Here is a 22,990-nt window from a genome sequence, read left to right on the forward strand (position 1 = left end):
CTGCAATGTCTTTCAGTATTGGCTGCCATCATTCGCTGTCCACCCAGGCGCGGATGAGGTGATGCGCAATGGCGCCTTTCGGTGGCGTGACCAGATCGCCGGGATGTTCCCTGGTCAGCATCAAGCGCACCTCGTCGCGGGCAAACCAGCGGCAGTCTTCAAGCTCGTTGAGGTCGGCCTGGATGTCGTCGTTGAGCGGCTCGCCGAAGCAGCCGATCATCAGCGAGTAGGGAAACGGCCAGGGCTGGCTGGCGTGGTAGACGACACGGCCAAGCCTGATGCCGGCCTCCTCCAGCGTCTCACGGCGCACCGCGGCTTCGATCGTCTCGCCCGGCTCGATGAAGCCGGCAAGGGCCGAATACATGCCCGGTCCGAAATGCCGGCCGCGCCCGAGCAGGCATTTGTCCCGCGTCGCCGTCAGCATGATCGCCACCGGGTCGGTGCGCGGAAAATGCTCGGTGCCGCAATTTGGGCAATGCCGTTTGTAGCCGCCGGCCCGCATCTGTGATTCGGTGCCGCATTTGCTGCAGAAGCGATGGCTTGCATGCCAGGCGAGCAGGGCAGCGCCTTGCGCCATCGCGCCGGCGGCCGCCTCATCGATCAGCCCTTGCATGTAGACCGAACGATAGTCGATCGCCTTGACGGTCTCGGGCAAATCTTCGGCCTCGACGCCGGCTGGTATCGCCAGCACGGGTCCCAGGTCGGAAAAGCCGAGCAGGACGCCGTGGGCGAAGGAAACCTTGAACGGCTCGCTCTCGGCGGCGCCGAACCAGGGGTCGAGGCCGCCGTTGCCCCCGAGCTTCAGATAGAGCCGGCCGCCATTCATCAGAAGCAGCCGCGTCGTCGGATCGGCCAGCGCCTTGTCGACGGAATCATCGGCGCGGTTTTCGGATTGCCGGTCGATGATGTTGCCGGCAAAGCCGACGAACTGGCTCGGCTCGCGCAGCGGCGCGTCAAACAGGCGGAAGCTCATGCGCACTCTGATGCTTTGGGATGGACACGGGGAAGGCTTATAGCGCCGCCCTTATCGTTTGGGCAAACCGGCGCAGGTCGGAACGCTGATAGGGCTCGCGCAGGCCGTGTCCCCACACCGGGCCTGGCCAGCCGGGATCGCCCTCTGAACGCGCGACGACATGGATGTGCAATTGGCGCACGATGTTGCCGAGCGCCCCGGTGTTGATCTTGGTGCAGCCGGTCGCCTTCTTCAGCGCCTGCGCCACCATATTGGTCTCGAAGGTCAGCATTGCCTGGTCGAGCGGCGTCATGTCGTGGATTTCTTCCGCGCCCGGCCTCTGCGGCACCAGGAGCAGCCATGGCCAACGCCGGTCGTTCATCACCCGCAATTCGCACAGCCCAAGCCACATCAACTGCTCGCTATCCGCCTCCAGTCGGGCATCCAGCGTGAATCCGGCCTTAAGGCCCGGCAGCATCGGCGTTTCCCTTGCTTTTCTTGGTTTCCTCAAACTCATGAACGCTAGAGCGGCAGCAACAGGGCTGCAAGTGAATCATTGATCCCCAGCGGTTCGTGATGCCGATTCGCCTGCGCACTTGCATTTCATCGCCGAATTGCCGATATGGACAGCGGGAGGTTGGTGGTGGACGATCCACTCGCCAACCGGGTCAGGTCCGGAAGGAAGCAGCCCTAACGAGCCCGGAACGGGTCATTGTTCCAGCCTCCCACCTCATCGGCTCCTCTCGCGACATTGACGACGCATTGCTGCGCGGGCGAGACTATGCGCAGAAATAGGCCGCCTTCGGGCGCGGCCCTTTGGAGCTTTACGGGCGAATGAGCGAAGCCGGAAATTCGGGAACGGACAAGGCCGCTGCCTATCGGGTGCTGGCGCGCAAGTACCGTCCTTCGAACTTCTCCGAGCTGGTAGGCCAGGAGCCGATGGTGCGTACCCTCACCAACGCGTTTGCCACCGGCCGCATTGCCCAAGCCTGGATGCTGACCGGCGTGCGCGGTGTCGGCAAGACCACGACGGCGCGCATACTGGCGCGGGCCCTGAACTATAAAACCCCGACAACAGACCAACCTTCGGTCGACCTTGCCGTGCTGGGTGAGCACTGCCAGGCGATCATGGAAGGCCGCCATGTCGACGTCATCGAGATGGATGCCGCCTCGCACACCGGCATCGACGACATCAGGGATATCATCGAGCGCGTGCGCTACGCGCCGGTCTCGGCCCGCTACAAGGTCTACATCATCGACGAAGTGCACATGCTTTCCACACAGGCCTTCAACGGCCTGCTGAAGACGCTGGAAGAGCCGCCGTCGCACGTCAAATTCATCTTTGCCACCACCGAAATCCGCAAGGTTCCGATCACCGTCCTGTCGCGCTGCCAGCGCTTCGACCTCAGACGCATCGACGCCGGCGCGCTGGTCGCGCACCTCTCCTCGATCTCGGCCAAGGAAGGCATTTCGGTCGACGACGACGCGCTGGCAATGATCGCACGCGCCGCGGAAGGTTCTGCCCGTGATTCGCTCTCCATCCTCGACCAGGCGATCGCCCATGGCGCGGGCTCCGTCAGCGCCGACGCGGTGCGGGCGATGCTGGGGCTGGCCGACCGTGCCCGCATCGTCGACCTGTTCGAACATGTGATGAAGGGCGATGTGGCCGCCGCTCTCGGGGAATTCCGCGCCCAGTACGACACCGGCGCCGATCCGGCTGCCGTGCTCACCGATCTTGCCGAGTTCAACCACCTCGTCACCCGGCTGCGTTTCGTGCCGTCGGCCGTCGACGACGCCGCGCTGTCGCAGGACGAGCGGCAACGCGGCGCGGATTTCGCCAGGACGCTGTCGGTCAGGGTGCTGTCGCGGACATGGCAGATGCTGCTCAAGGGCATCCCCGAGGTGCAATCCTCCAACCGGCCGGTGAGCGCCGCCGAGATGGTGCTGATCCGGCTGGCGCACGCCGCCGACCTGCCGACGCTGGACGAGGCGTTGAGATCGCTTGAGGGCACAGCGCCGGTTCCAAATGGCGCGTCGCGCCCCAACGGCGCGCCCACGGGTTCCGGCAATGGTGGCGGCGCCAGCGCGGTTGCACAGACCCGCATGCCATCCGGGCCAGGCGGCGCGCAGACCATGCGGCTGGTCGAGGCCACGCCCGCGCCTGCCGCTTTTGTCGCGCCCCCGCAACCGGTGCTGGAGACGCCGCAGGTTCCGCTGAAATCGCTGGCCGACATCATTGCCCTTGCCGACGCGCAGCGTGACATCGCCTTCAAGGTGCTGGTCAAGAGCTGTATCCGTCTTGTGCGCATCGAGCCCGGCCGCATCGACGTCGGTCTGACCGCTGATGCGCCCAAGATGCTGCTCAACGACCTGACGACGAAACTGCGCGCCTGGACCGGCCGCAGCTGGCTGGTCTCGCTGTCGAAGGAAGAGGGCGGCCAGACGCTCGCCGAAATGGAATCGACCAAGCGCGAGACCGCCTTCCTCGATGCCAAGAGCGATCCCACCGTCGCCGCCATTCTGGCGCGGTTCCCCGGTGCCAAGATCATCGACGTGCGCATTCCCGACTCGCCGGAAGCCGATACGACCGAGGCCGAAGTGCCGGTCGAGCCGCCGGCGGACGACGACGAAACCTGACCACAGCCACGAATCCGCAAAGGACGCGACCATGAAAGATCTTCTCGGCTTGATGGGCAAGGCGAAGGAAATGCAGGCCAAGTTCCAGGCCATGCAGGACGAGATCGCCGCGCTGGAAGCATCTGGCCAGGCCGGCGGCGGCCTGGTCAACGTGACGCTGACCGGAAAATTTGAGATGAAGTCGCTGAAGATCGATCCGTCCCTGTTCAAGGAGGATGATGTCGAGATCCTGGAGGACCTGGTGCTCGCCGCGCACAACGACGCCAAAACCAAGGTCGAGCAGATCATGCAGGAGAAGACCAAGGCGCTGACCGCCGGCCTGCCGATCCCGCCAGGAATGAAACTGCCCTTCTAACGTTCGACGGCGTTACGCCCATGATCGAAGAGCCCTCCGAAAGACTGATCGAGCAGCGTGTCCGAAGCAGGATCTACGAGATCCTGGAAATCCTGGCCGATTGCGACGCCGGCGTCGATCTTGTCGGCATCAAGGGCTACTTCGACCTGTTCGAGGATTACGTACATCGCCCGTCGATCGAGGCCGGCACATCGGCTCTGTCGAAGGACGAGCGGGTGATCGTGCTCGAGATCGCCGAATTCCTGGAGGCGGCCTGCGAGACAAATCCGGACTTCACCAAGGCCGAATTCATCGAAAGCGACTGGCCGGGAAAGATCGCGCCGACGGCCAGGGACGCGGTGGCGCTGTTCCTCAGGCGCGGCCTGTTTTCGGAGAAAGTCGAGGAGGTCGAACCTGGTCAGCCGGTCTCGATGGCTGCGGCGCGTTGACAGAATAAAGCCATGCAACTGTGCCAGTTTGGCAACAGTGCCTCGCTAATAACGTTTTAGCCATCATTTTGCCTGAAAGTGTCTCATTCTTGCCGCAGCCTGGGGGCGGGCATCGAAGTGAGGGTTACCTGTTGATTGCCATGCGATGGAAGACGCCGCTGTTGCTCGGCGCCGTCATTTCACCCCTGTTTTTGGCTGCCTGCAGCCAGACCACCTCACACGGCATGTCCGTCGCCAGCCTGACCGACGCCATCACGCCGAGTTTCCTGAGTTCCCGCTCCTACAGTCACTCGCCAAAGGACAAGGAATGCCTGGAACGGGCGATGTTCTTCGAGTCCAACCGGTCGAGCCGTGACGGCATGATCGCGGTCGGCACGGTGGTGATGAACCGGCTGCGCTCTGGCAACCACGGCAGCACCATCTGCGATGTGGTCGGCGAGCCCGGGCAGTTCGCGCCCGGCGTCATGACCCGGCCGATGAATTCCCGAGCCATGCCCGATGTCGAGGAAGCCGCCGACGCCGTGCTCAAGGGTGAGCGCAAGGGCAAGCTGAAGAACACGATGTATTTCCACACCGCCGGGCTGCGTTTCCCTTACAAGAACATGCATTACACCATGGTTGCCGGCGGCAATGCCTTCTACGAGAAGCGTGGCCGCAATTGGCAGCCGCTGCCGGACGAGCCGCAGGTCGCCATTGCCTCGGCGGCGCCCGTGAAGCCGGCAGCACCGGTGATCCTCGTTGCTTCCGCCGAGCCGGTCCGTCCGGCCAAGGCGGCAACCGTCCGATCCGCGCCTGCCCAGCAGACCTATGTGACCGCCGCGGCGGTTCCGACCGCGAAACCCGCGCGCGCCTCCGCGGAGCCGACGGTTGTGGCTATGCAGGAGCCCATGGAAGAGCCGGATGCCGCCCGTTTTGGCGGAACCTTGAACAAACCGGTCATTTCCTCGGTTGCGAACGCGCCGCAAGAGGCGTCGATGGGATTCCAGTCGACACCGGAGAACACTGACGCCATCGGCGCGATGATCGCCAGCCAGAGCCGTCCGCTCGAGGTCAACTGATCCGTACTCAATGGCCCGCCAGGGACAATATGGCGGGCCATGCGGACGCGGGATGTTCCAAAACGCACTGAAAAATCCTAGATCAGAGCGATGTCCAAGCGAATCGCCGGTCCGGAGATCGAACGTCTGATCCAGCTCCTGGCCAAGGTGCCGGGGCTCGGGCCCCGTTCGGCCAGGCGTGCGGCACTGCATCTGATCAAGAAGAAGGAGCAGCTGTTGTCGCCGCTCGCCGCCGCCATGGCCGAGGCTGCCGACAAGGTGCGCCTCTGCTCGACCTGCGGCAATGTCGATACGTCGGACCCATGCATGATCTGCACCGATCCGCGCCGTGACGCCGGCACCATCATCGTCGTCGAGGACGTTTCCGACCTGTGGGCGCTGGAGCGGGCGGCAGCGATGAATGTGCGCTACCACGTGCTCGGCGGCACGCTGTCGCCGCTCGACGGCATCGGCCCCGACCAGCTCAACATACGCTCGCTGATCGACCGCGTTGCCGGCGGCGAGGTCAAGGAGATCATCCTCGCCGTCAACGCGACGGTCGAGGGCCAGACCACCGCGCATTACCTCACCGACCAACTGTCCGGCTTCGACATCAAGGTGACACGCCTTGCGCATGGCGTGCCGGTCGGCGGCGAGCTCGATTATCTCGACGAGGGCACGCTGGCTGCCGCACTTCGCTCGCGGACGGCGTTTTGACGCAATTGGCGCAGAGGAATGCTCCCGAGATGACTGCATTCCTTCGCGCCTCCCTCTGTCCTGCCGGACATCTCCCCCTCAAGGGGGGAGATTGGCAGCTTCGCTGGCGGCACTCTTTTTTCAACGTGGGCGATAGGCGAAACCCGAGATGGCGTCCGATCTCCCCCCTTGAGGGGGAGATGTCCGGCAGGACAGAGGGGGGCGCGACAGAACGCGGCCTCTACGAACTGGCCATTACGATCCTCCTCGCAATCCTTATGGCGTTGGGCGCTTCATCCCCCGCCTCCGCTGCAAAAATCGACGACCAATTCCGCGCCTGGCTGCAGAACGACCTGTGGCCGGAAGCGAAGGCGAAAGGCATTTCCAAAAAAACCTTCGACGCCGCGTTCGATGGCATCAAGCCCAATCTCAAGCTGCCCGACCTGGTCAAGCCGGGTGAAAAGGCGGCCACGCCGCAGAAACAGCATCAGGCCGAGTTCGGCTCGCCCGGCGCCTATTTCGCCGAGAAGACCATTGGTGCGGTGACGGCCGGCGGCCGGGCGCGCGAAGCGACCAATGCCCGCACGCTGGCTGCCATCGAAAAGCGCTATGGCGTGCCGGGCGAAGTGCTGCTGGCGATCTGGGGCCGTGAAACCGGCTTCGGCGCGGCGAAAATGCCCTACGATGCCTTCGAGGTGCTGGGCACCAAGGCGTTCATGTCGACCAAGAAGGATTTCTTTCGCACGGAGCTTTTGGCCGCGCTGGAAATCGTCGAGCGCGGACTGGCCCCGGTCGGCGCGATGAAATCATCATGGGCCGGCGCGCTCGGCCAGCCGCAATTCATGCCGACTTCGTTCCTGAAGCACGCCGTCGATTTCGACGGTGACGGCCGTGTCGACATCTGGAACTCGACGCCGGACGTGCTGGCCTCGATTGCCAACTACCTCGTCCATTATGGCTGGGTGAGGGGGCGAAGCTGGGGTTTTGAGGTGACCGTCCCGGAGACGGTCTCCTGTTCACTGGAAGGTCCGGACCAGGGCAAGACAATTTCGCAATGGGCTGACATGGGCATCAAGCGCGTTGGCGGAAAGCCGTTTCCGGCGAGCGAGCTGAAAGCCGAAGGCTTTCTGCTGATGCCGGCCGGGCGCAGCGGGCCGGCCTTCATCGCCACCCCCAATTTCTACGTGCTGAAGGAATACAACACCAGCGACCTCTACGCGCTGTTCATCGGCCACGGGGCCGATCGCATCGCCCATGGCGACAGCAACTTTGCCGGCAGTTGGGGCGCGGTCGGCGGGCTCTACAGGTCGGATATCGCGGCTTTGCAGCGGACGCTGGAGGCCAAGGGCTATGATGTCGGCAGCGCCGACGGGCTGCCCGGCTTCAAGACCCGCCGCTCGATCGGCAAGTGGCAGGCCAAGAACGGCCGGGCCGCCACCTGTTTTCCCGATGCCGATCTGGTCGCGACGCTGAAGTAGCTGCGAAATTAGCAGATTTTTCCGTATTGGCGGCATCAATTAGCCGGCGTGCGCATCGACTGACCCCACCCCATTCTGGTCCAATACGCTGTCGTGCAAATGCTCGTTGCCGGCCAGAATACCGCCGGATATGGTGTTGACCAATTGGACAAAAACCACGACGGTAAGTGGGCAGAGGGCCATTGTCGGCCCCGAAAAGAATACTGCAATCCTGAGCCGGGAACTCAGGTCAACAAAACAGGGAACAATCACAATGATGATGGAAAAGTTTGCTCTACGCTCGCGCATCCTGCTCGCGGGTGCCGCAATGTCCGCGCTGCTTCTGGCCGGCGCGCCAGCGGGCGCAGTCACCCCCGCCGACACGCTGGTCGAAGGTTTCGCGATCGACGACATCATTTCCATGGATCCAGGCGAGGCGTTCGAGCTGTCGACCGCCGAGGTCACTGGCAACACCTATGATCTGCTCGTCCGTCTCGACCTCAGCGACACCTCCAAGGTCAAGGGCGACCTCGCCGAAAGCTGGACCGTTTCCGACGACGGCCTGACCTACACGTTCAAGCTCAAGCCCGGTCTGAAATTTGCCTCGGGCAATCCGATCACCGCGGCCGATGTCGCCTATTCGTTCGAGCGCGCCGTCAAGCTGGACAAGAGCCCGGCCTTCATCATCGGTCAGTTCGGCATCAGCGGCGACAACGTCACCGACAAAGCCAAGGCCGTCGACGACACCACCTTCCAGTTCACCGTCGACAAGGCGTACGCGCCGAGCTTCGTGCTGAACTGCCTGTCCGCAACCGTCGCTTCCGTGGTCGATGCCAAGCTGGTCAAGGAACATGTCGTCACGGCAGCACCCACCGCTGACTACAAATGGGACAATGACTTCGGCAATGCCTGGCTGAAGACCGGCTATGCCGGCTCGGGCGCTTTCAAGTTGCGCGAATGGCGGGCAAACGAAGCCGTCGTCATGGAACGCAACGACAATTATTACGGCGAAAAGGCCAAGCTGGCCCGCGTCATCTACCGCAACATGAAGGAAAGCTCGGCCCAGCGCCTGGCGCTCGAAGCAGGCGACATCGACGTTGCCCGCAACCTCGAGCCGAACGATCTCGACGCCATCGCCAAGAACGCCGATCTCACCACCACCAGCGCGCCGAAGGGCACGGTCTTCTACATCAGCCTCAACCAGAAGAACCCGAACCTAGCCAAGCCCGAGGTGCGCCAGGCGTTCAAGTATCTGGTCGACTATGATGCCTTGGGCTCGACCATCCTCAAGGGCATCGGAGAGATCCACCAGACCTTCCTGCCCAAGGGGGTCCTGGGTGAACTGGACGAGAATCCGTTCAAGCTCGATGTCGCCAAGGCCAAGGAACTGCTGGCCAAGGCCGGTCTGCCCGACGGCTTCAGCGTAACCATGGACGTGCGCACCGGCCAGCCGACGACCGGCATGGCGGAATCGATCCAGCAGACGCTCGGCCAGGCCGGCATCAAGCTGGAGATCATTCCGGGCGACGGCAAGCAGACGCTGACCAAGTACCGCGCCCGCAACCACGACATCTATATCGGCCAGTGGGGCCAGGACTATTTCGATCCGAACTCCAACGCCCAAACCTTTGCCTCGAACCCGGACAATTCGGATGCAGGCAAGTCCCATACGCTGGCCTGGCGCAATGCCTGGGACATTCCGGACCTGACCAAGGAGACGGAAGCGGCGCTGCTGGAGAAGGATGCGGGCAAGCGCGCCGATATGTACAAGGATCTCGAGAAGAAGATCCTCGACACCAGCCCCTTCGTCGTTATCCATCAGCAGTTGGAAGTGGCTGGCCTGCGCAAGAACCTCAAGGGCTTCGCACTCGGCCCGAGCTTCGACAGCAACTTCGTCGGGCCGGTTTCCAAGGAATAACGCCGACAGGCGCGCCGCATGAGCGCGGTTGAAAACGAGGGCGGGCGCAGCAGCGCCCGCGCCGTCGCCCTTGCATCATCGCTCGGCCGTTTCCTGGTCATCGCGATCACGACCTATCTTGGTCTGCTCGCGGTCACCTTCTTCATCGGCCGTGTCATCCCGATCGACCCGGTGCTGGCGGTGCTCGGCGACCGGGCGCCGGCCAATGTCGTCGAGCGCACGCGCCGCGAGATGGGCCTCGACCTGCCGTTGGTGGAGCAGTTCTACATCTATGTGAGAAGCGCGCTGCACGGTGATTTCGGCACCTCGGTGCTGACCACCAATCCGGTCATGACCGACATTCGCCGCGCCCTTCCGGCAACGACGGAACTAGCGACGCTGGGAACGCTGATCGGTGCATTGTTCGGCGTGCCGCTTGGCGTGCTGGCCGCGGTCAGGCGTGGCAGTCTCATCGACCAGATCGTGCGCATCATTGGCCTCATCGGTTATTCCGTGCCGATCTTCTGGCTGGGGCTGTTGGCGCTGGTGCTGTTCTACGCCAAGCTGCAATGGGTCGCCTTCCCGGCCCGGCTCGACGTCGTTTACGAATACACCTTCACGCCGATCACCGGTTTCTATCTCCTGGATTCCCTGTGGCAGGGGCAGTGGGATGTCTTCTATGATGCCTTCCGCCACATCATCCTGCCGGCCTCGCTGCTCGGCTACTTCTCGCTTGCCTATATCAGCCGCATGACGCGCTCGTTCATGCTCAACGAGCTCGCCCAGGAATACATCGTCGCGGCCCGCGCCAAGGGCCTGTCGGAAACCCGCATCATCTGGGGCCATGCGCTGCGCAACGCAGCGGTGCCGATGGTGACGGTGATTGCGCTCTCCTACGCCGGGCTGCTCGAGGGCTCGGTGCTGACCGAAACCGTGTTCTCGTGGCCGGGTATCGGCCTCTACATCACCAACTCGCTGCAGAACGCCGACATGAACGCAGTGCTCGGCGGCACCATCGTCATCGGCTCGGTCTTCATCGCCATCAACCTGCTCTCCGATCTGCTCTATCGCGTGCTTGATCCGAGGACGAAGTCCGCATGAGTGCCGACGCCGTCCAGACCCGTCGCGACTGGCTGCTCAGCGAGCGGCCGGCGTCGCGCATGCAGGCAAGGCTCGGCCGCGCCTATGTCGCGTGGCGGCGCTTTTCCGCCAACCGGCTGGCGTTTCTCGGCCTGCTCATCATCATTGCCTTGCTGGTCGTTGCCGCCACTGCCGGCGTGCTGGCGCCCTATTCGCCGACATTCGGCGACCTCAAGGGCTCGCGCCTGCTGGCGCCGAGCGCCGAGCACTGGTTCGGGACCGACGATCTCGGCCGCGACATCCTATCGCGCATTCTCTACGGCTCGCGCTGGACGCTCTACGTGGTCATCCTGGTTGCCATCATCGCCGCACCGATCGGCCTCTTGGTCGGCACCGTCGCCGGCTATGCCGGCGGCTGGACCGATGCCATCCTGATGCGCATCACGGACATCTTCCTCGCTTTCCCCAAACTGATCCTGGCGCTGGCCTTTGTTGCCGCCTTGGGCCCCGGCATCGAGAATGCGGTCCTCGCCATCGCCATCACCTCGTGGCCGCCATACGCTCGAATTGCCCGCGCGGAAACGCTCACCGTGCGCAATTCCGATTACATCAAGGCGGTGCAATTGATGGGCGCCTCGCCCTTCCGCATCGTGCTGCGCCACATCATGCCGCTCTGCATCTCCTCGCTGATCGTCCGGGTGACGCTCGATATGGCCGGCATCATCCTGACCGCCGCCGGTCTCGGCTTCCTTGGCCTCGGCGCGCAGCCGCCGCTGCCCGAATGGGGCACCATGATCGCGTCGGGCCGCCGCTTCGTGCTCGACCAGTGGTGGGTGGCCGGTGCACCGGGCTTTGCCATCCTGATCGTCAGCCTTGGCTTCAACCTGCTTGGCGACGGCCTGCGCGACGCGCTCGATCCCCGCAGTGGTGACCAATGAGCACGCTTCTCGACGTCGAAGACCTGCGCGTCACTTTCCCGACCCGCACCGGGCTGGTCGAGGCGGTGCGTGGCGTCACCTTCTCACTCGGCCGCGAACGGCTCGGCATTGTCGGCGAGTCCGGCTCCGGTAAATCGCAGACCGGCCGCGCCATCATGGGGCTGACGCCCCCGCAGGCCCGGATATCGGCGAACAAGCTTGTCTTTGACGGCATCGACCTGCTGGCAGCGTCGCCACGCGAACGCCGTGCGTTGCGCGGAAAACGCATCGCCATGATCCTGCAGGATCCGAAATATTCGCTCGATCCCGTGATGAGCATCGGCCGCCAGATCGTCGAGACGCTGCGCACCCATGAAAAGGTCGGCAAGGCCGAAGCGCGCGACCGCGCCCTGGCGATGCTGGAAGCGGTGCAGATCCGCGACCCGGCCCGCGTCTTCGACCTGCATCCGCATGAAGTGTCCGGCGGCATGGGCCAGCGCGCCATGATCGCCATGATGCTGATCGCCGGACCGGAAATGATGATCGCCGATGAGCCAACCTCGGCGCTCGACGTCACCGTGCAGCTCGATGTGCTCGGCATCCTCGACCGGCTGGTCAGCGAGCGCGGCATGGGGCTGATTTTTATCTCGCACGATTTGCGCCTGGTTTCGTCCTTCTGCGACCGCGTCATCGTCATGTATGCCGGCAAGGTGGTCGAACAGCTCAAGGCGTCCGAACTCGGCCGCGCCCAGCATCCCTATACGCGCGGCCTGCTCAACTGCATGCCCAAGATCGGCGCTGACCGTCACCCGCTGCCGGTGCTCGACCGCAAGCCGGAGTGGGCGGCATGACAGCAGCGATTGCCGTCGACCGGCTGGGAGTGATCTTCGACCGCTTTCACGCGCTGAAAGGCGTCAGCCTCGATGTGCAGCCGGGCGAATCCTTCGGCCTGGTCGGCGAATCCGGGTCTGGCAAATCGACGTTGCTGCGAGCCATCGCCGGCCTCGCGCCGGTCGCTTCTGGCAGCATCACCGTCAATGGCAAGAAGCTTGGCGCACGCCGCGACAAGGCCTTTTACCGCGAAGTGCAGATGGTCTTCCAGGATCCATACGGCTCATTGCACCCGCGCCAGACCGTCGACCGCCTGCTGCAGGAGCCGCTTGCCATCCATGGCTTTGCCGACGGCGAAAAGCGCATTCAGCGGGCGCTCGACGAGGTTGGCCTCGGCAACGGTTTTCGCTTCCGCTATTCGCATCAATTGTCGGGCGGCCAGCGTCAGCGCGTGGCGATCGCGCGTGCGCTCATCCTAGAACCGTCGATCCTGCTGCTCGACGAGCCGACCTCGGCACTCGATGCCTCGGTGCAGGCGGAAGTGCTCAACCTTTTGGAAGAGGTCCGCCGGCGGCGCAAGCTGACCTTCCTGATGGTCAGCCACGACCTCGCCATCATCACCCATATGTGCGAGCGGCTGATGGTGATGCAGAGCGGCGAGGCGGTGGAGAATCTGAGCGCGGACGACCTTGTCGAGCGGCGTGTGACGAAGGATTATACCCGCAATCTGCTTAGGGCGAGCGAAGGGTTTGTGAGGGCGTAGTTTCTATAGCGGGCGCGACCGAAATTTGCGCCTCAGGCTGCCCCACCTTCCGGCACCGTTTCACTGCGCGCGCCTTCGCTTTCCTGCCCCCGCTTCTGCTCCTTGATCCTGAACCACGCCACATAGAGCGCCGGCAGGAACAACAGCGTGATCGCGGTGCCGGCGATGATGCCGCCCATCATGGCATAGGCCATCGGTCCCCAGAACACCTCACGTGCGATCGGAATCAGCGCGAGACTCGCGGCCGCTGCCGTCAGCGCAATCGGCCGCATGCGGTGCTCGGTCGCCTCGATCACCGCCGCCCAGCGGTCCTTGCCTTCGGTGACGAGATCCTCGATCTGCACGATCAGGATGACCGAGTTGCGGATCAGGATGCCGATCAGCGCCAGCACGCCGAGGATGGCGACGAAGCCGAGCGGCGCGCCGCTAGGCACCAGTGCGGCCACCACGCCGATCAGGCCGAGCGGCGCCACAGCAACGACCAGGAACAGGCGCTGGAAGCTCTGCAACTGCACCATCAGGATGGTCGCCATGACGAACAGCATCAGCGGCACGACTGCGGCGATCGGTCCCTGGCTTTTGGCGCTTTCCTCGACCGAGCCTGCGGTCTCGACCGAATAGCCCGGCGGCAGTTTGGCGATGAAGGCACCGACGGCTGGCTTCAGTTCATTGACCACGGTGGCCGGCAGCGTGTCGCCGACCAATCCGGCGCGCACGGTGATCGTCGGAATGCGGTTACGCCGCCACACCGTCGGCTGCTCCAGCTCGTAGCGGAAGTTGGCCACCGCCGCGAGCGGGATCGCCTCGCCGGTGCCGGTCGGCAGCTGCATGTTCTGCAGCGTCCTGATCGAGCCGCGTTCGGCATCGCGTGAGCGCGCCACGACGTTGATCAGATAGGTGGCGTCGCGCACCTGTGTGATGGTGGCGCCGCCGACCGTGCTGTTCAGCGCGCTGGCGATATCGGAGGAGGTGATGCCGAGCTGGCGCGCCTTGTCCTGCAGCACGTCGACCCTCAGCACACGCTGCGGCTCGTTCCAGTCGAAGGTTGGCGCGGCAAGCTTCGGATTGGTCGAGATGAGGCCGGCGAATTGCTGCGCCAGGCTGCGCACCGTCTGGATGTCGGGACCGCCGACGCGGTACTGCACCGGGCGGCCGACCGGCGGCCCCAGCTCAAGCGGCTTGACGAAGGCATCGGTACCGACGAACTCCTCGCGCAGCAGCTTCTCCAGTTGCGGCTTCAGCCGGTTACGCGCCTCGATGCTCTTGGTGACGATGACCGTCTGGCCGAAGTACGGATTGGCCGGTTGCACGTCGAAGGCGAGCAGGAAGCGCACCGCGCCCTGGCCGATATAGGAGCTGAAATGGTCGATGTCGGGATTGCCGGCCAGCGCGCGCCCTTCGAAACGCTCGATCTGGTCCCGCGTCTCGGTGATCGATGAGTTCTGCGGCAGGTTCCAGTCGACGATCAGCTCCGGCCGGTCAGAAGGCGGAAAGAACTGCTGCTGGACGAGGCCGAAGCCGGCTATCGAGCCGGCAAACAACAGCACGGTGGCGATGATGGTCAGCCAGTGATGCCGCACAGAGCCGAGTAGCACGCGCCGGAACAGTGACGTGAAGCGGCCCGGCTGGTCGTGGTGCTTCGTCTTCATGGTCGCCGGAAGGATCGTGACGCCGAGCAGCGGCGCAAACAGCACTGCCACGATCCATGACACCAGAAGCGATACCGCGATGACGACGAACAGGGTGAAGGTGTATTCGCCGGCTGCGCTGTTGTTGAGGCCGATCGGGATAAAGCCGGCGACCGTCACCAGTGTACCGGTCAGCATTGGGAAGGCAGTCGATGTGTAGACGTAAGTCGCCGCTTTGCGCAGATTGTCGCCGACCTCAAGCCGCGCCACCATCATTTCCACCGCGATCATCGCGTCGTCGACCAGGAGGCCGAGTGCAATGATCAGCGCGCCCAGTGAGATGCGCTGCAGCGAGATGCCGAGATAGGCCATGACCGTGAAGGTGATGGCCAGCACCAGCGGGATCGACAGCGCCACGACGAAGCCGGCGCGCATGCCTAGGCTGATGAAGGATACCGCGAGCACAATGGCGACCGCCTCGAACAGCGCGCGCGTGAAGCCCGAGACGGCCTCCTCGACGATGACGGGCTGGTCGGCGACCAGATGCACACCGACGCCGACCGGCAGGTCGGCCAGCACCTTGTTCATCTCCGTGTGCAGCGCCTCGCCGAACTGCAGCAGATTGGCGTTGGGCTTCATGCCTATGGCGAGCGCGATGGCGTCCTGGCCATTGAAGCGGAACAGCGCCGTCGGCGGATCGACATAGCCGCGCGTGATCGTCGCCACGTCGCTCAGCCGGAAGAAGCGGTCGTTGACGCGCAGATTGATGGCACGCAGGCTCTCTTCGGAAGTGAACTGGCCACCGACGCGCACGCTGATGCGCTCCGGTCCGGACTCGATGACACCGGACGGCGTGATCGCGTTCTGCGCTTGCAGGCTGGCAATGATCGCTTGCTGGTTGAGGCCGAGGGCGGCGATCTGGCGGGTCGAGAATTCGAGATAGATCGCCTCGTCCTGCGCGCCGACGAGATCGACCTTACCGGCATTCGGCACCGTCAGGATTTTGGTGCGGACGTCCTCGACATAGTCGCGCAGCTGGCGCGGCGTCAGCCCGTCCGACGTGAAGGCGTAGATGTTGCCGAAGACATCGCCGAAGCGGTCGTTGAAGAACGGTCCCTGCACGCCTTGCGGAAACTGCGTCCGGATGTCGTTGACCATGTTGCGGACCTGAATCCAGTTTGGCACGACGTCGCGCGCCTTGGTGGTGTCTTTCAGGTTGACGAAGATGACGGTCTGGCCAGCGGTGGTGACGGATCTGGTGAAGTCGAGGCTGTCGAGCTCCTCGAGTTTCTTCTCTATGCGGTCAGTCACCTGCTGCCCGGTCTCCTTGACCGACGCGCCCGGCCAGTTTGCCTGGATGATCATCGTCTTGATGGTGAAGTTGGGATCTTCCTCACGACCGAGATTGAGGTAGGAGAAGATGCCGGCCACCACGAAGACCAGCATGAAGTACCAGACCATGGAGCGGTGGCTGAGCGCCCAGTCGGAGAGATTGAAGCCCTTCATCAGACGCCGCCCTCCGGCACTTTGACCTTTTGGCCTTCGCTCAGGCTGTGGACGCCGGCGGTGACGACGCGCATACCGGCTTCCAGCCCTCCGGCGACGGTGAAGGTAGCGGCGCCCTTGGCGGCGACCTTGATATCTTTGGCGCTAACGCTCGATGTCTGCGGATCGACGATCCACACCTTGTCGACGCCGTCCTTCTCAAGCAGTGCCGACATGGGCAATTCTATCGTCGGCGCAACCTTGGTCACACGGGTCGCCGTCACTGTCGAGCCGAGTCGGAAGGCTTGCGGCGGATCGGTGAGCGTCAGCCGCACGCGCCGCGTGCGGGTCGAGCCTTCGGCCTGCGGCGCGATCTCGCGCAGCTTGGCCTCGGTCTGGATCGTCGGCAGCGATTGCAGGATGACCTGGAATGGCGTGCCGGCCGTGAGGTCACCGATCAACTGGTCGGGAATGTCGACCACCGCCTCGCGCAGGTCCGAGCGCGCCACCGTGACGACCGTCTGGCCAGGCGAGACCGTCTGGCCGACCTCGGCGCCGGTGGCGGTGACGACGCCGTCGAAATCCGAGAACAGCCGGGCGTAGCCAAGCTGCTCCTGCGATTTGGCAAGCGAGGCCTTGGCCCGTTCGACGCCGGCCTCCGCCGCTTTCCTCGCCTGTTGCGCGGCATCGAAGACCGCCTGCGTGGTGTTGGCGGCGGCAAGCAGCTGGCGCTGGCGTTCCTCGCTGGCTGCGGCGTTGGCGAACTGCGCCTCGGCATTGGAGAGTTCCGCCTTGGCGGCCTGGACGGCCAGCTCCAGTGCGGTCGGGTCGAGCGCGGCGATCGTCGTGCCCTTGCTGACGATGTCGCCGACATTGACGTCGCGCGACACAACCCGGCCAAGCAGGCGGAAGGCGAGGTCGGCGCTGACCTGCGGCTCGACCGAGCCGGCAAAGCCGAAGGTCTGGGTGGTGCGCGGCTCGATGACCACCGACAGCACCGGCCGGATGATCTCGGAAGGCTTTTCCTCGGACTTCGAGCAGGACACGAGCATGCCAAGTGCAATCAGGCCAAGCATGAGGTGCGGCAGCCTTCTCATTGGCCCGCTCCCGATATCTCGACCGTTTGCCCGGGACTGAGCAACTGCCCCCCTGCCGTAACGACGCTTTGGCCTTCGTTCAGGCCGCTCGCGATGACGACCGTGCCCGATTCGAATGCCAGCACCTCGACCGGCGCCGTCGCAACCGCCTTGGTAGAAGGGTCGACGATCCAGACAGCCGGTTTGCCGGCAGTGGAGGTCAGCGCCTGCCAGGGCAACAGGATAGCCTGCGTCGGCCTGGCGCTGACCGAGCCGATGACAGCCGCTCCCAGTGGCATGCCGGCGGGCGTGTTGGGAATGGCGACCTTGACCCGGATCGAGCCCGAAGCCGGATCCACCGCTGGCGAGACTTCGCGCACCTTACCCACGGCCTTTACCTGCGGGTCGGACAACAGCGTGATCGTCACCGCCGGCGATGGCGCCGTTTTGGCAACCAAAGTTTCCTGGACATTGAACACCGCGTCGCGATCGCCGTCCTCGGCGACGGTGAAGACGGTCTGTGCCGCCTGCACCACCTGTCCGGTTTCGACCTGGCGGGCGGTGATGACGCCGGCGGCACCCGCCTTGAGCTCGGTGTAGGAAAGGTTCTGCTGGGCGTTGGTGAGTACGCTCTGCGCGGCATCGACACTACCTCGCGCCACCTTCAGCGCCTGATCGGCGGCGTCATAGTCGCGCCTGGTGGTAAAACCCTGGGCAAGCAGCGTCTTCTGCCGCTCGAAGGCGGCGGCGGTCTGGGTCAGCTGTGCCTGCGCGGCGTCAAGATCGGCCTGTGCCGAGCGCAAATCGGATTCCTGCTCCTGCGGATCGATGCGGGCAAGCACGGCACCTTGATCGACATGCTGGCCGACATCGACCAGCCGCTCGGCGACACGGCCACCGACCCGGAACGACAGATTGTTCAGCGTGCGCGCCGCGATCACGCCGGTCAGCGAGGTCCTTGGCGAAAAGTCTGCGATCGCCACTGTCTCGGTGCGCACCATCACCGGCAGCCTGTGTTCGACTGCCTCCTGCTTCTGGCAGCCGGCAAGCAGCAGGCTCGCCATCGCGCAGGCAAGGATTGAGGTGTTTCGGTACGGCAAAGGGCTTGGGAGCAATGGTTGCAAGGCGGACGATTTCGCGTTCCTGCTCATGGCTTCCCCTGCCTGCGTAGGCCGCTCCCACCGCGGAGCCTCGCGGGCCGTCCAAAGATAATCGATCCCGATGAAAAGGGAACCTCCCTCGTACGCGGATCGGTCGACTGGTCAAGGCGGCGCCCTGTGGCAGGCCCAATCGCCTGTCGACGGTGCCGACTTGAGGAAAACGTGAAATAAGGTCAGAAGACATGTCAGCGACATCAAACCAGAACGGGCGCCGGCCCGATGAGGATCCCATGAAGAATTCAGCCATTTCCGAACGCAAGAACCAGTCGATCTCGCGCGGCGTCGGCATGACCACGCAGATCTACGCGGACCGGGCTGAAAACTCGGAGATATGGGATGTCGAAGGCCGCCGCTACATCGACTTCTCGTCGGGCATCGCCGTCGTCAACACCGGTCATCGCCATCCGAAGGTGATCGAGGCGGTCAAGGCGCAGCTCGACCGCTTCACGCACACCTGCCACCAGGTGGTGCCCTATGAGAGCTATGTGCGCTTGGCCGAACGGCTGAACGGCATGCTGCCCGGCAAGTTCGAGAAGAAGACGATCTTCGTCACCACCGGCGCCGAGGCGGTCGAGAACGCCATCAAGATCGCCCGCAACGCCACCGGCCGTCCGGCGGTCATCGCCTTCGCCGGCGGCTTCCACGGCCGCACCTTCATGGGTATGGCGCTGACCGGCAAGGTCGTGCCCTACAAGGTCGGCTTCGGCGCCATGCCGGGCGACGTCTACCATGCGCCGTTCCCGGTGCCGCTGCATGGTGTGTCGATCGCCGATTCGCTGGCCGCACTCGACCGGCTGTTCAAGGCCGATGTCGATCCGGCCCGCGTCGCCGCCATCATCATCGAGCCGGTGCAGGGCGAGGGCGGCTTCTACGACGCACCGCGTGAGTTCCTGACCGCGCTGCGCAAGCTCTGCGACCAGCACGGCATGCTTTTGATTGCTGACGAAGTGCAGACCGGCTTTGCCCGCACCGGCAAGATGTTTGCCATGGATCACCATGAGGTGGCGGCCGACATCACCACAATGGCGAAAAGCCTGGCTGGTGGCTTCCCGCTGGCCGCGGTCACCGGCCGTGCAGAGATCATGGATGCACCCGGGCCCGGCGGGCTCGGCGGCACCTATGGCGGCAGCCCGATCGGTGTCGCCGCCGCGCATGCCGTTCTCAACGTGATCGACGAGGAGAAGCTATGCGACCGCGCCAACACGCTGGGTGCACGGTTGAAGCAGCGGCTGCAGTCGATCCGTGACGACGTGCCCGAGATCGTCGATATCAGAGGCCTCGGTTTCATGAACGCCGTCGAGTTCAACGACGTCAAGAAAGGCCTGCCGTCGGCCGAGATCGCCAATGCGATCAGGCTGAAGGCGCTCGACAAGGGACTGATCCTGCTGACCTGCGGCGTCTATGGCAACGTCATCCGCTTCCTCGCGCCGATCACCATCCAGGACGGCGTCATGAACGAGGCGCTCGACATTCTGGAAAGCTCGATCCGCGAAGTCTGCGCTGCCTGATCGACGGCGCGTCGGCCTGAAGGGCCGGAATTATCCAGCCGCTCTGGCTGGTTCACCCTCAAGGAAAGCGGCCAGCGCCGCTTTCAAGCCTTCGGGGCCTGCCGCAATTGTCTGCGGCGTCGGCGAGAAGCCGGCGCCGAGCATTTTGCGGCCAAGCATGTGGTCGCCGGGCCGGTTGACCGATTCGATGCCGAGCAGCCGGTCTCCGGCGTAGTGGTAGATCGAGAACTTGTTGTCGGGCAGGTCGCCCAGCACCACATGGCTGTCGCCGCCGGCGGTCAGGCCGACCATCTGCAGCTTCATGTCGCCGATGTCGGACCAGAACCACGGCACCGCCGAATAGGCGTCCGCATGGCCGGTAATGGTGCGGGCGGCGAGCCGCGCCTGGTCGGTGGCGTTCTGCACCGATTCCAGCCGCACGTCGCCGCCTGTGAACCAGTGCCGGTAAGAGGCGGCGTCGCCAATGGCGAAGATTCCCTGCACCGAGCTGCGCATTTGGTGATCGACGCGGATGCCGTTGGCGACAGCCAGGCCGGCTTCCTGCGCCAGCTCGACATTCGGCACGGCGCCGATGCCGATGATGACCATGCGTGCCGGCAGCCTTTCACCGGTTGAGGTGATCGCGGCCGAGACATGGCCGTTTTCGCCTTCGAGCCTTGCAATCGAGGTGCCGGTGAGGATGCGCACACCGATCGCTTCCAGCTTTTGGCGGACATGGCTCGCTACGACCGGCGCCACGGCGCGGCCGAGCAGCCGGTCGACCGCTTCGACCACCGTCACCGTGCGGCCGGCCGCCCGCAATGTGGCGGCGATCTCCAGACCGATGAAACCGCCGCCGAGGATGACGACATCGTCGCTCTGTGCGCTGAGCTCGCGGATCAGCCGCGCATCGGCCAGCGAGCGCAGCGACACCACGCCGGTAAGATCCGAACCGGCCAGCGGCAGGGTGCGCGGGCGCGAGCCGGTCGCCAGGATCAGGTGATCGAAGGCGAGCGCGCCACCACCGGCAACGTCCAGGCTACGACGGGGAGCGTCGATACGCTCGATCCTGACGCCGGGCCGGTAGTCAATGGCGCTGCCGGTGTAGAAGGCCTCGCCGCGCAGCGGCTGCGGCTTGGCCTCGGCGTCCTTGATGAACGTCTTCGACAGCGGCGGCTTGTGGTACGGCAATTCGTTCTCGTCACTGACGAGGATCACCGGTCCGTCATAGCCCTCCTCGCGCAGACTTGCGGCCGCTTGCACGCCCGCATGACCCGCACCGACAATGACCACACCGTTCTTCATCGCATTCCAATCCCGGTTCAATTCTAGGATGTCCCGCCAAGTGGCAATTGTCTGGCACCGCCGCAAGAGAGCTTTTGCGGGTCGCACCCGGAATGGCGGCTGTCAATCGCAGCGTTCATCGGCAAGACCCGGGCATAAAGTTGACTGTCGTAGTTTAGAATAATTCTAAACTATTGTTTCAATTGGCTTTTCCTGTAGATTTTCATTGACGTCCACCAGCGTCGAAGCTTTATGGAGGCTCGCGCAATGGCGCATCCCTTTGATGTCTGGGCCTTGAACCCTTTCGATTGGAGGCATTTCGGTGTCTTTCTTCCGCAGACCACGTCTTGTCGTGGCCATTTTTTTGCCGGATGGCGTTGCCCTGCCCGACTTGTGCGGGCCGCCTGTTGCCGCGCCCATATTTCAGTGAATTCCTGAGGAGATGACAGTCATGAGAGCGATGATAGCGGCACGGTATGGCGGCAGGCTCGCCGCGATCGGCGCCACCGCCCTGCTGACGGCGGCGGTGTTCGTGCTGCCGGCCAAGGCGGCAGCCGATGCGAAGGCGGTCATCAAGACCTATGCCGATATCGGGCTCGCCAAATACGAGGATTCGCTGACCACGGCGCAGGCGCTCGACAAGGCGGTCGACGCCCTGATTGCCGATCCATCGGTGGAAACCCTCAACGCCGCCCGCGACGCCTGGAAGGCAGCCCGCGTCCCCTACCAGCAGACCGAAGTCTACCGTTTCGGCAACAAGATCGTCGACGATTGGGAAGGCGAGGTGAACTCCTGGCCGCTCGACGAAGGGCTGATCGACTATGTCGCCAAGAGCTATGGCACGGAATCGGATGCGAATTCGCTCTATACGGCCAATGTGATCGCCAACAAGGAGATCGAGATCAACGGCAAGAAGGTCGATGCCACGAACCTGACGCCGGAATTTCTCTCCGGCACGCTGCAGCAGGCCGGCGGCATCGAGGCCAATGTCGCCACCGGCTATCACGCCATCGAGTTCCTGCTCTGGGGCCAGGACCTGCACGGCACCGGCCCGGGGGCCGGCGAGCGCCCGTACACCGACTATGACCTCAAAAACTGCACCGGCGGCAATTGCGACCGCCGCGTGCAATATCTGAAGTCGGCGAGCGACCTTCTGGTCTCCGACCTGCAGAAGATGGTCAACGACTGGAAGGAAGACGGTGCCGCCCGCAAGAACCTCGTCGACGGCGAGCCGAACACCGCCATCTCGATCATCTTCACCGGCATGGGCTCGCTGTCCTACGGTGAACTCGCCGGCGAACGCATGAAGCTCGGCCTGCTGCTGCATGATCCGGAAGAGGAGCATGACTGCTTTTCCGACAACACTTACAACTCCCATCTCTACGACGCCATTGGCATTCGCGCCGCCTACCATGCCAGCTATACCAGGCTCGACGGCACCGTCGTTTCGGGACCTTCGGTGGCCGATATGGTGAAGGCGGCCGATCCGGCGATCGACAAGGAACTGTCGGGCAAGCTCGATGTCACCGTCGCCAAGATGGAGGCGATCAAGGCGCGGGCCCTGGCCGGCGAGGCCTATGACCAGCAGATCGCCGAGGGCAACACGGAAGGCAACGCCACCGTGCAGGCGGCGATCGACGCGCTGATCGACCAGACCAAGTCGATCGAACGCGCCGTCGGCACCCTGAAGCTCAATGCCATCGCCTTCGAGGGTTCCGACAGTCTCGACGCGCCGGACAAGGTGTTCAAGTAACCGCCGACGGGCCATGGCCTGATCCGAAGCCTGACAACCGGCTTCGAAATAGGCCATGGTAAGAAAT

At 64.0% G+C, this 22,990-nt stretch carries 20 protein-coding genes and 1 other RNA gene; 14 read left to right on the top strand and 7 right to left on the bottom strand.

Annotated features, from left to right (window positions below; all coding sequences use genetic code 11):
• Positions 1-28: 28 nt before the first annotated feature.
• Together nudC and AC1DZU_RS04370 are read right to left on the bottom strand one after the other, a co-directional pair.
• Entirely contained in the window at positions 29-973 is a 945-nt protein-coding gene (gene nudC / locus AC1DZU_RS04365; protein ID WP_477282032.1) for an NAD(+) diphosphatase, read from the bottom strand.
• A gap of 37 nt (positions 974-1,010) precedes the next feature.
• Positions 1,011-1,430, bottom strand: a complete 420-nt coding sequence (locus AC1DZU_RS04370; RefSeq protein WP_184877469.1) for an HIT family protein — start codon at positions 1,428-1,430, stop codon at positions 1,011-1,013.
• Between the two features lie 154 nt (positions 1,431-1,584).
• Here AC1DZU_RS04370 and ffs point away from each other — a divergent pair.
• The 12 genes from ffs (at position 1,585) to AC1DZU_RS04430 (ending at position 13,050) form a co-directional block, all read left to right on the top strand.
• Positions 1,585-1,681: signal recognition particle sRNA small type (gene ffs, locus AC1DZU_RS04375), an RNA gene on the top strand.
• Positions 1,682-1,786: 105 nt separating this feature from the next.
• Positions 1,787-3,589: a DNA polymerase III subunit gamma/tau gene (locus tag AC1DZU_RS04380; RefSeq protein WP_477282035.1), complete on the top strand. Its 1,803-nt coding sequence runs from the start codon at positions 1,787-1,789 to the stop codon at positions 3,587-3,589.
• Positions 3,590-3,620: 31 nt separating this feature from the next.
• A complete protein-coding gene (locus AC1DZU_RS04385; RefSeq protein WP_477282037.1) occupies positions 3,621-3,944 on the top strand; it encodes a YbaB/EbfC family nucleoid-associated protein in 324 nt (107 codons plus the stop codon).
• Positions 3,945-3,964: 20 nt separating this feature from the next.
• The gene (locus tag AC1DZU_RS04390) at positions 3,965-4,372 is read left to right on the top strand and encodes a hypothetical protein (protein WP_477282039.1); all 408 of its coding nucleotides are present in this window, start codon (positions 3,965-3,967) and stop codon (positions 4,370-4,372) included.
• A 131-nt stretch (positions 4,373-4,503) separates the two neighbouring features.
• The gene (locus tag AC1DZU_RS04395; RefSeq protein WP_477282041.1) at positions 4,504-5,430 is read left to right on the top strand and encodes a cell wall hydrolase; all 927 of its coding nucleotides are present in this window, start codon (positions 4,504-4,506) and stop codon (positions 5,428-5,430) included.
• A 90-nt stretch (positions 5,431-5,520) separates the two neighbouring features.
• Positions 5,521-6,126 (top strand): recombination mediator RecR, encoded by a 606-nt coding sequence (gene recR, locus AC1DZU_RS04400; RefSeq protein WP_477282043.1) that lies wholly within the window; start codon positions 5,521-5,523, stop codon positions 6,124-6,126.
• A 179-nt stretch (positions 6,127-6,305) separates the two neighbouring features.
• Positions 6,306-7,583 (top strand): lytic murein transglycosylase, encoded by a 1,278-nt coding sequence (locus AC1DZU_RS04405; RefSeq protein ID WP_477282045.1) that lies wholly within the window; start codon positions 6,306-6,308, stop codon positions 7,581-7,583.
• A 253-nt stretch (positions 7,584-7,836) separates the two neighbouring features.
• The gene (locus AC1DZU_RS04410) at positions 7,837-9,480 is read left to right on the top strand and encodes an ABC transporter substrate-binding protein (RefSeq protein ID WP_477282047.1); all 1,644 of its coding nucleotides are present in this window, start codon (positions 7,837-7,839) and stop codon (positions 9,478-9,480) included.
• 18 nt (positions 9,481-9,498) lie between these two features.
• Positions 9,499-10,560, top strand: a complete 1,062-nt coding sequence (locus AC1DZU_RS04415; protein ID WP_477282049.1) for an ABC transporter permease — start codon at positions 9,499-9,501, stop codon at positions 10,558-10,560.
• Positions 10,557-11,477 carry a nickel transporter permease gene (gene nikC, locus AC1DZU_RS04420; protein ID WP_477282051.1) on the top strand — a complete coding sequence of 307 codons (921 nt, stop codon included), beginning with the start codon at positions 10,557-10,559 and terminating at the stop codon, positions 11,475-11,477. Before AC1DZU_RS04415 ends, nikC begins: the two co-directional genes overlap by 4 nt.
• On the top strand, positions 11,474-12,307 hold the full coding sequence (locus AC1DZU_RS04425) for an ABC transporter ATP-binding protein (protein WP_477282053.1): 834 nt from the start codon (positions 11,474-11,476) through the stop codon (positions 12,305-12,307). The genes nikC and AC1DZU_RS04425 overlap by 4 nt, the downstream gene beginning before the upstream one ends.
• On the top strand, positions 12,304-13,050 hold the full coding sequence (locus AC1DZU_RS04430; protein WP_477282055.1) for an ABC transporter ATP-binding protein: 747 nt from the start codon (positions 12,304-12,306) through the stop codon (positions 13,048-13,050). Before AC1DZU_RS04425 ends, AC1DZU_RS04430 begins: the two co-directional genes overlap by 4 nt.
• A gap of 32 nt (positions 13,051-13,082) precedes the next feature.
• Here the strand turns inward: AC1DZU_RS04430 and AC1DZU_RS04435 are convergent, their stop codons facing one another.
• From AC1DZU_RS04435 to AC1DZU_RS04445, 3 genes are read right to left on the bottom strand one after another with little or no spacing between them, the layout of a single operon-like run.
• Positions 13,083-16,184 carry an efflux RND transporter permease subunit gene (locus AC1DZU_RS04435; protein WP_477282057.1) on the bottom strand — a complete coding sequence of 1,034 codons (3,102 nt, stop codon included), beginning with the start codon at positions 16,182-16,184 and terminating at the stop codon, positions 13,083-13,085.
• Positions 16,184-17,260 (bottom strand): efflux RND transporter periplasmic adaptor subunit, encoded by a 1,077-nt coding sequence (locus AC1DZU_RS04440; protein ID WP_477282059.1) that lies wholly within the window; start codon positions 17,258-17,260, stop codon positions 16,184-16,186. The genes AC1DZU_RS04435 and AC1DZU_RS04440 overlap by 1 nt, the downstream gene beginning before the upstream one ends.
• On the bottom strand, positions 17,257-18,390 hold the full coding sequence (locus AC1DZU_RS04445) for an efflux RND transporter periplasmic adaptor subunit (RefSeq protein WP_477282062.1): 1,134 nt from the start codon (positions 18,388-18,390) through the stop codon (positions 17,257-17,259). Before AC1DZU_RS04445 ends, AC1DZU_RS04440 begins: the two co-directional genes overlap by 4 nt.
• A gap of 239 nt (positions 18,391-18,629) precedes the next feature.
• Between AC1DZU_RS04445 and AC1DZU_RS04450 the strand changes: the two genes are divergently transcribed.
• Positions 18,630-19,907: a 4-aminobutyrate--2-oxoglutarate transaminase gene (locus AC1DZU_RS04450; protein WP_477282064.1), complete on the top strand. Its 1,278-nt coding sequence runs from the start codon at positions 18,630-18,632 to the stop codon at positions 19,905-19,907.
• A gap of 30 nt (positions 19,908-19,937) precedes the next feature.
• Here AC1DZU_RS04450 and AC1DZU_RS04455 read toward each other — a convergent pair whose 3' ends face one another.
• Both AC1DZU_RS04455 and AC1DZU_RS04460 read right to left on the bottom strand, forming a co-directional pair.
• A complete protein-coding gene (locus AC1DZU_RS04455; RefSeq protein WP_477282066.1) occupies positions 19,938-21,191 on the bottom strand; it encodes an NAD(P)/FAD-dependent oxidoreductase in 1,254 nt (417 codons plus the stop codon).
• A 165-nt stretch (positions 21,192-21,356) separates the two neighbouring features.
• Complete coding sequence (locus AC1DZU_RS04460) at positions 21,357-21,590, bottom strand: hypothetical protein (RefSeq protein WP_477282068.1); 234 nt, start codon at positions 21,588-21,590, stop codon at positions 21,357-21,359.
• Between the two features lie 40 nt (positions 21,591-21,630).
• On the opposite strand from AC1DZU_RS04460, the gene AC1DZU_RS04465 reads away from it, so the two are divergent.
• Positions 21,631-22,923: an imelysin family protein gene (locus AC1DZU_RS04465; RefSeq protein ID WP_477282234.1), complete on the top strand. Its 1,293-nt coding sequence runs from the start codon at positions 21,631-21,633 to the stop codon at positions 22,921-22,923.
• Positions 22,924-22,990 lie beyond the last annotated feature (67 nt).

It is taken from the genome of Mesorhizobium sp. P2_A12 (genome assembly GCF_056405075.1).

Bases quoted from the DNA above. Each gene is read 5' to 3' on its own strand.
- AC1DZU_RS04405 (WP_477282045.1), top strand. From the start codon at position 6,306: ATGTCCGGCAGGACAGAGGGGGGCGCGACAGAACGCGGCCTCTACGAA.
- AC1DZU_RS04410 (WP_477282047.1), top strand. From the start codon at position 7,837: ATGATGATGGAAAAGTTTGCTCTACGCTCGCGCATCCTGCTCGCGGGT.
- AC1DZU_RS04440 (WP_477282059.1), bottom strand. From the start codon at position 17,260: ATGAGAAGGCTGCCGCACCTCATGCTTGGCCTGATTGCACTTGGCATG.
- AC1DZU_RS04435 (WP_477282057.1), bottom strand. From the start codon at position 16,184: ATGAAGGGCTTCAATCTCTCCGACTGGGCGCTCAGCCACCGCTCCATG.
- AC1DZU_RS04465 (WP_477282234.1), top strand. From the start codon at position 21,631: ATGATAGCGGCACGGTATGGCGGCAGGCTCGCCGCGATCGGCGCCACC.
- AC1DZU_RS04430 (WP_477282055.1), top strand. From the start codon at position 12,304: ATGACAGCAGCGATTGCCGTCGACCGGCTGGGAGTGATCTTCGACCGC.
- AC1DZU_RS04370 (WP_184877469.1), bottom strand. From the start codon at position 1,430: ATGCTGCCGGGCCTTAAGGCCGGATTCACGCTGGATGCCCGACTGGAG.
- recR (WP_477282043.1), top strand. From the start codon at position 5,521: ATGTCCAAGCGAATCGCCGGTCCGGAGATCGAACGTCTGATCCAGCTC.
- AC1DZU_RS04380 (WP_477282035.1), top strand. From the start codon at position 1,787: ATGAGCGAAGCCGGAAATTCGGGAACGGACAAGGCCGCTGCCTATCGG.
- AC1DZU_RS04450 (WP_477282064.1), top strand. From the start codon at position 18,630: ATGAAGAATTCAGCCATTTCCGAACGCAAGAACCAGTCGATCTCGCGC.
- AC1DZU_RS04385 (WP_477282037.1), top strand. From the start codon at position 3,621: ATGAAAGATCTTCTCGGCTTGATGGGCAAGGCGAAGGAAATGCAGGCC.
- nikC (WP_477282051.1), top strand. From the start codon at position 10,557: ATGAGTGCCGACGCCGTCCAGACCCGTCGCGACTGGCTGCTCAGCGAG.
- AC1DZU_RS04445 (WP_477282062.1), bottom strand. From the start codon at position 18,390: ATGAGCAGGAACGCGAAATCGTCCGCCTTGCAACCATTGCTCCCAAGC.
- AC1DZU_RS04425 (WP_477282053.1), top strand. From the start codon at position 11,474: ATGAGCACGCTTCTCGACGTCGAAGACCTGCGCGTCACTTTCCCGACC.
- AC1DZU_RS04390 (WP_477282039.1), top strand. From the start codon at position 3,965: ATGATCGAAGAGCCCTCCGAAAGACTGATCGAGCAGCGTGTCCGAAGC.
- AC1DZU_RS04415 (WP_477282049.1), top strand. From the start codon at position 9,499: ATGAGCGCGGTTGAAAACGAGGGCGGGCGCAGCAGCGCCCGCGCCGTC.
- AC1DZU_RS04455 (WP_477282066.1), bottom strand. From the start codon at position 21,191: ATGAAGAACGGTGTGGTCATTGTCGGTGCGGGTCATGCGGGCGTGCAA.
- AC1DZU_RS04460 (WP_477282068.1), bottom strand. From the start codon at position 21,590: ATGGGCGCGGCAACAGGCGGCCCGCACAAGTCGGGCAGGGCAACGCCA.
- nudC (WP_477282032.1), bottom strand. From the start codon at position 973: ATGAGCTTCCGCCTGTTTGACGCGCCGCTGCGCGAGCCGAGCCAGTTC.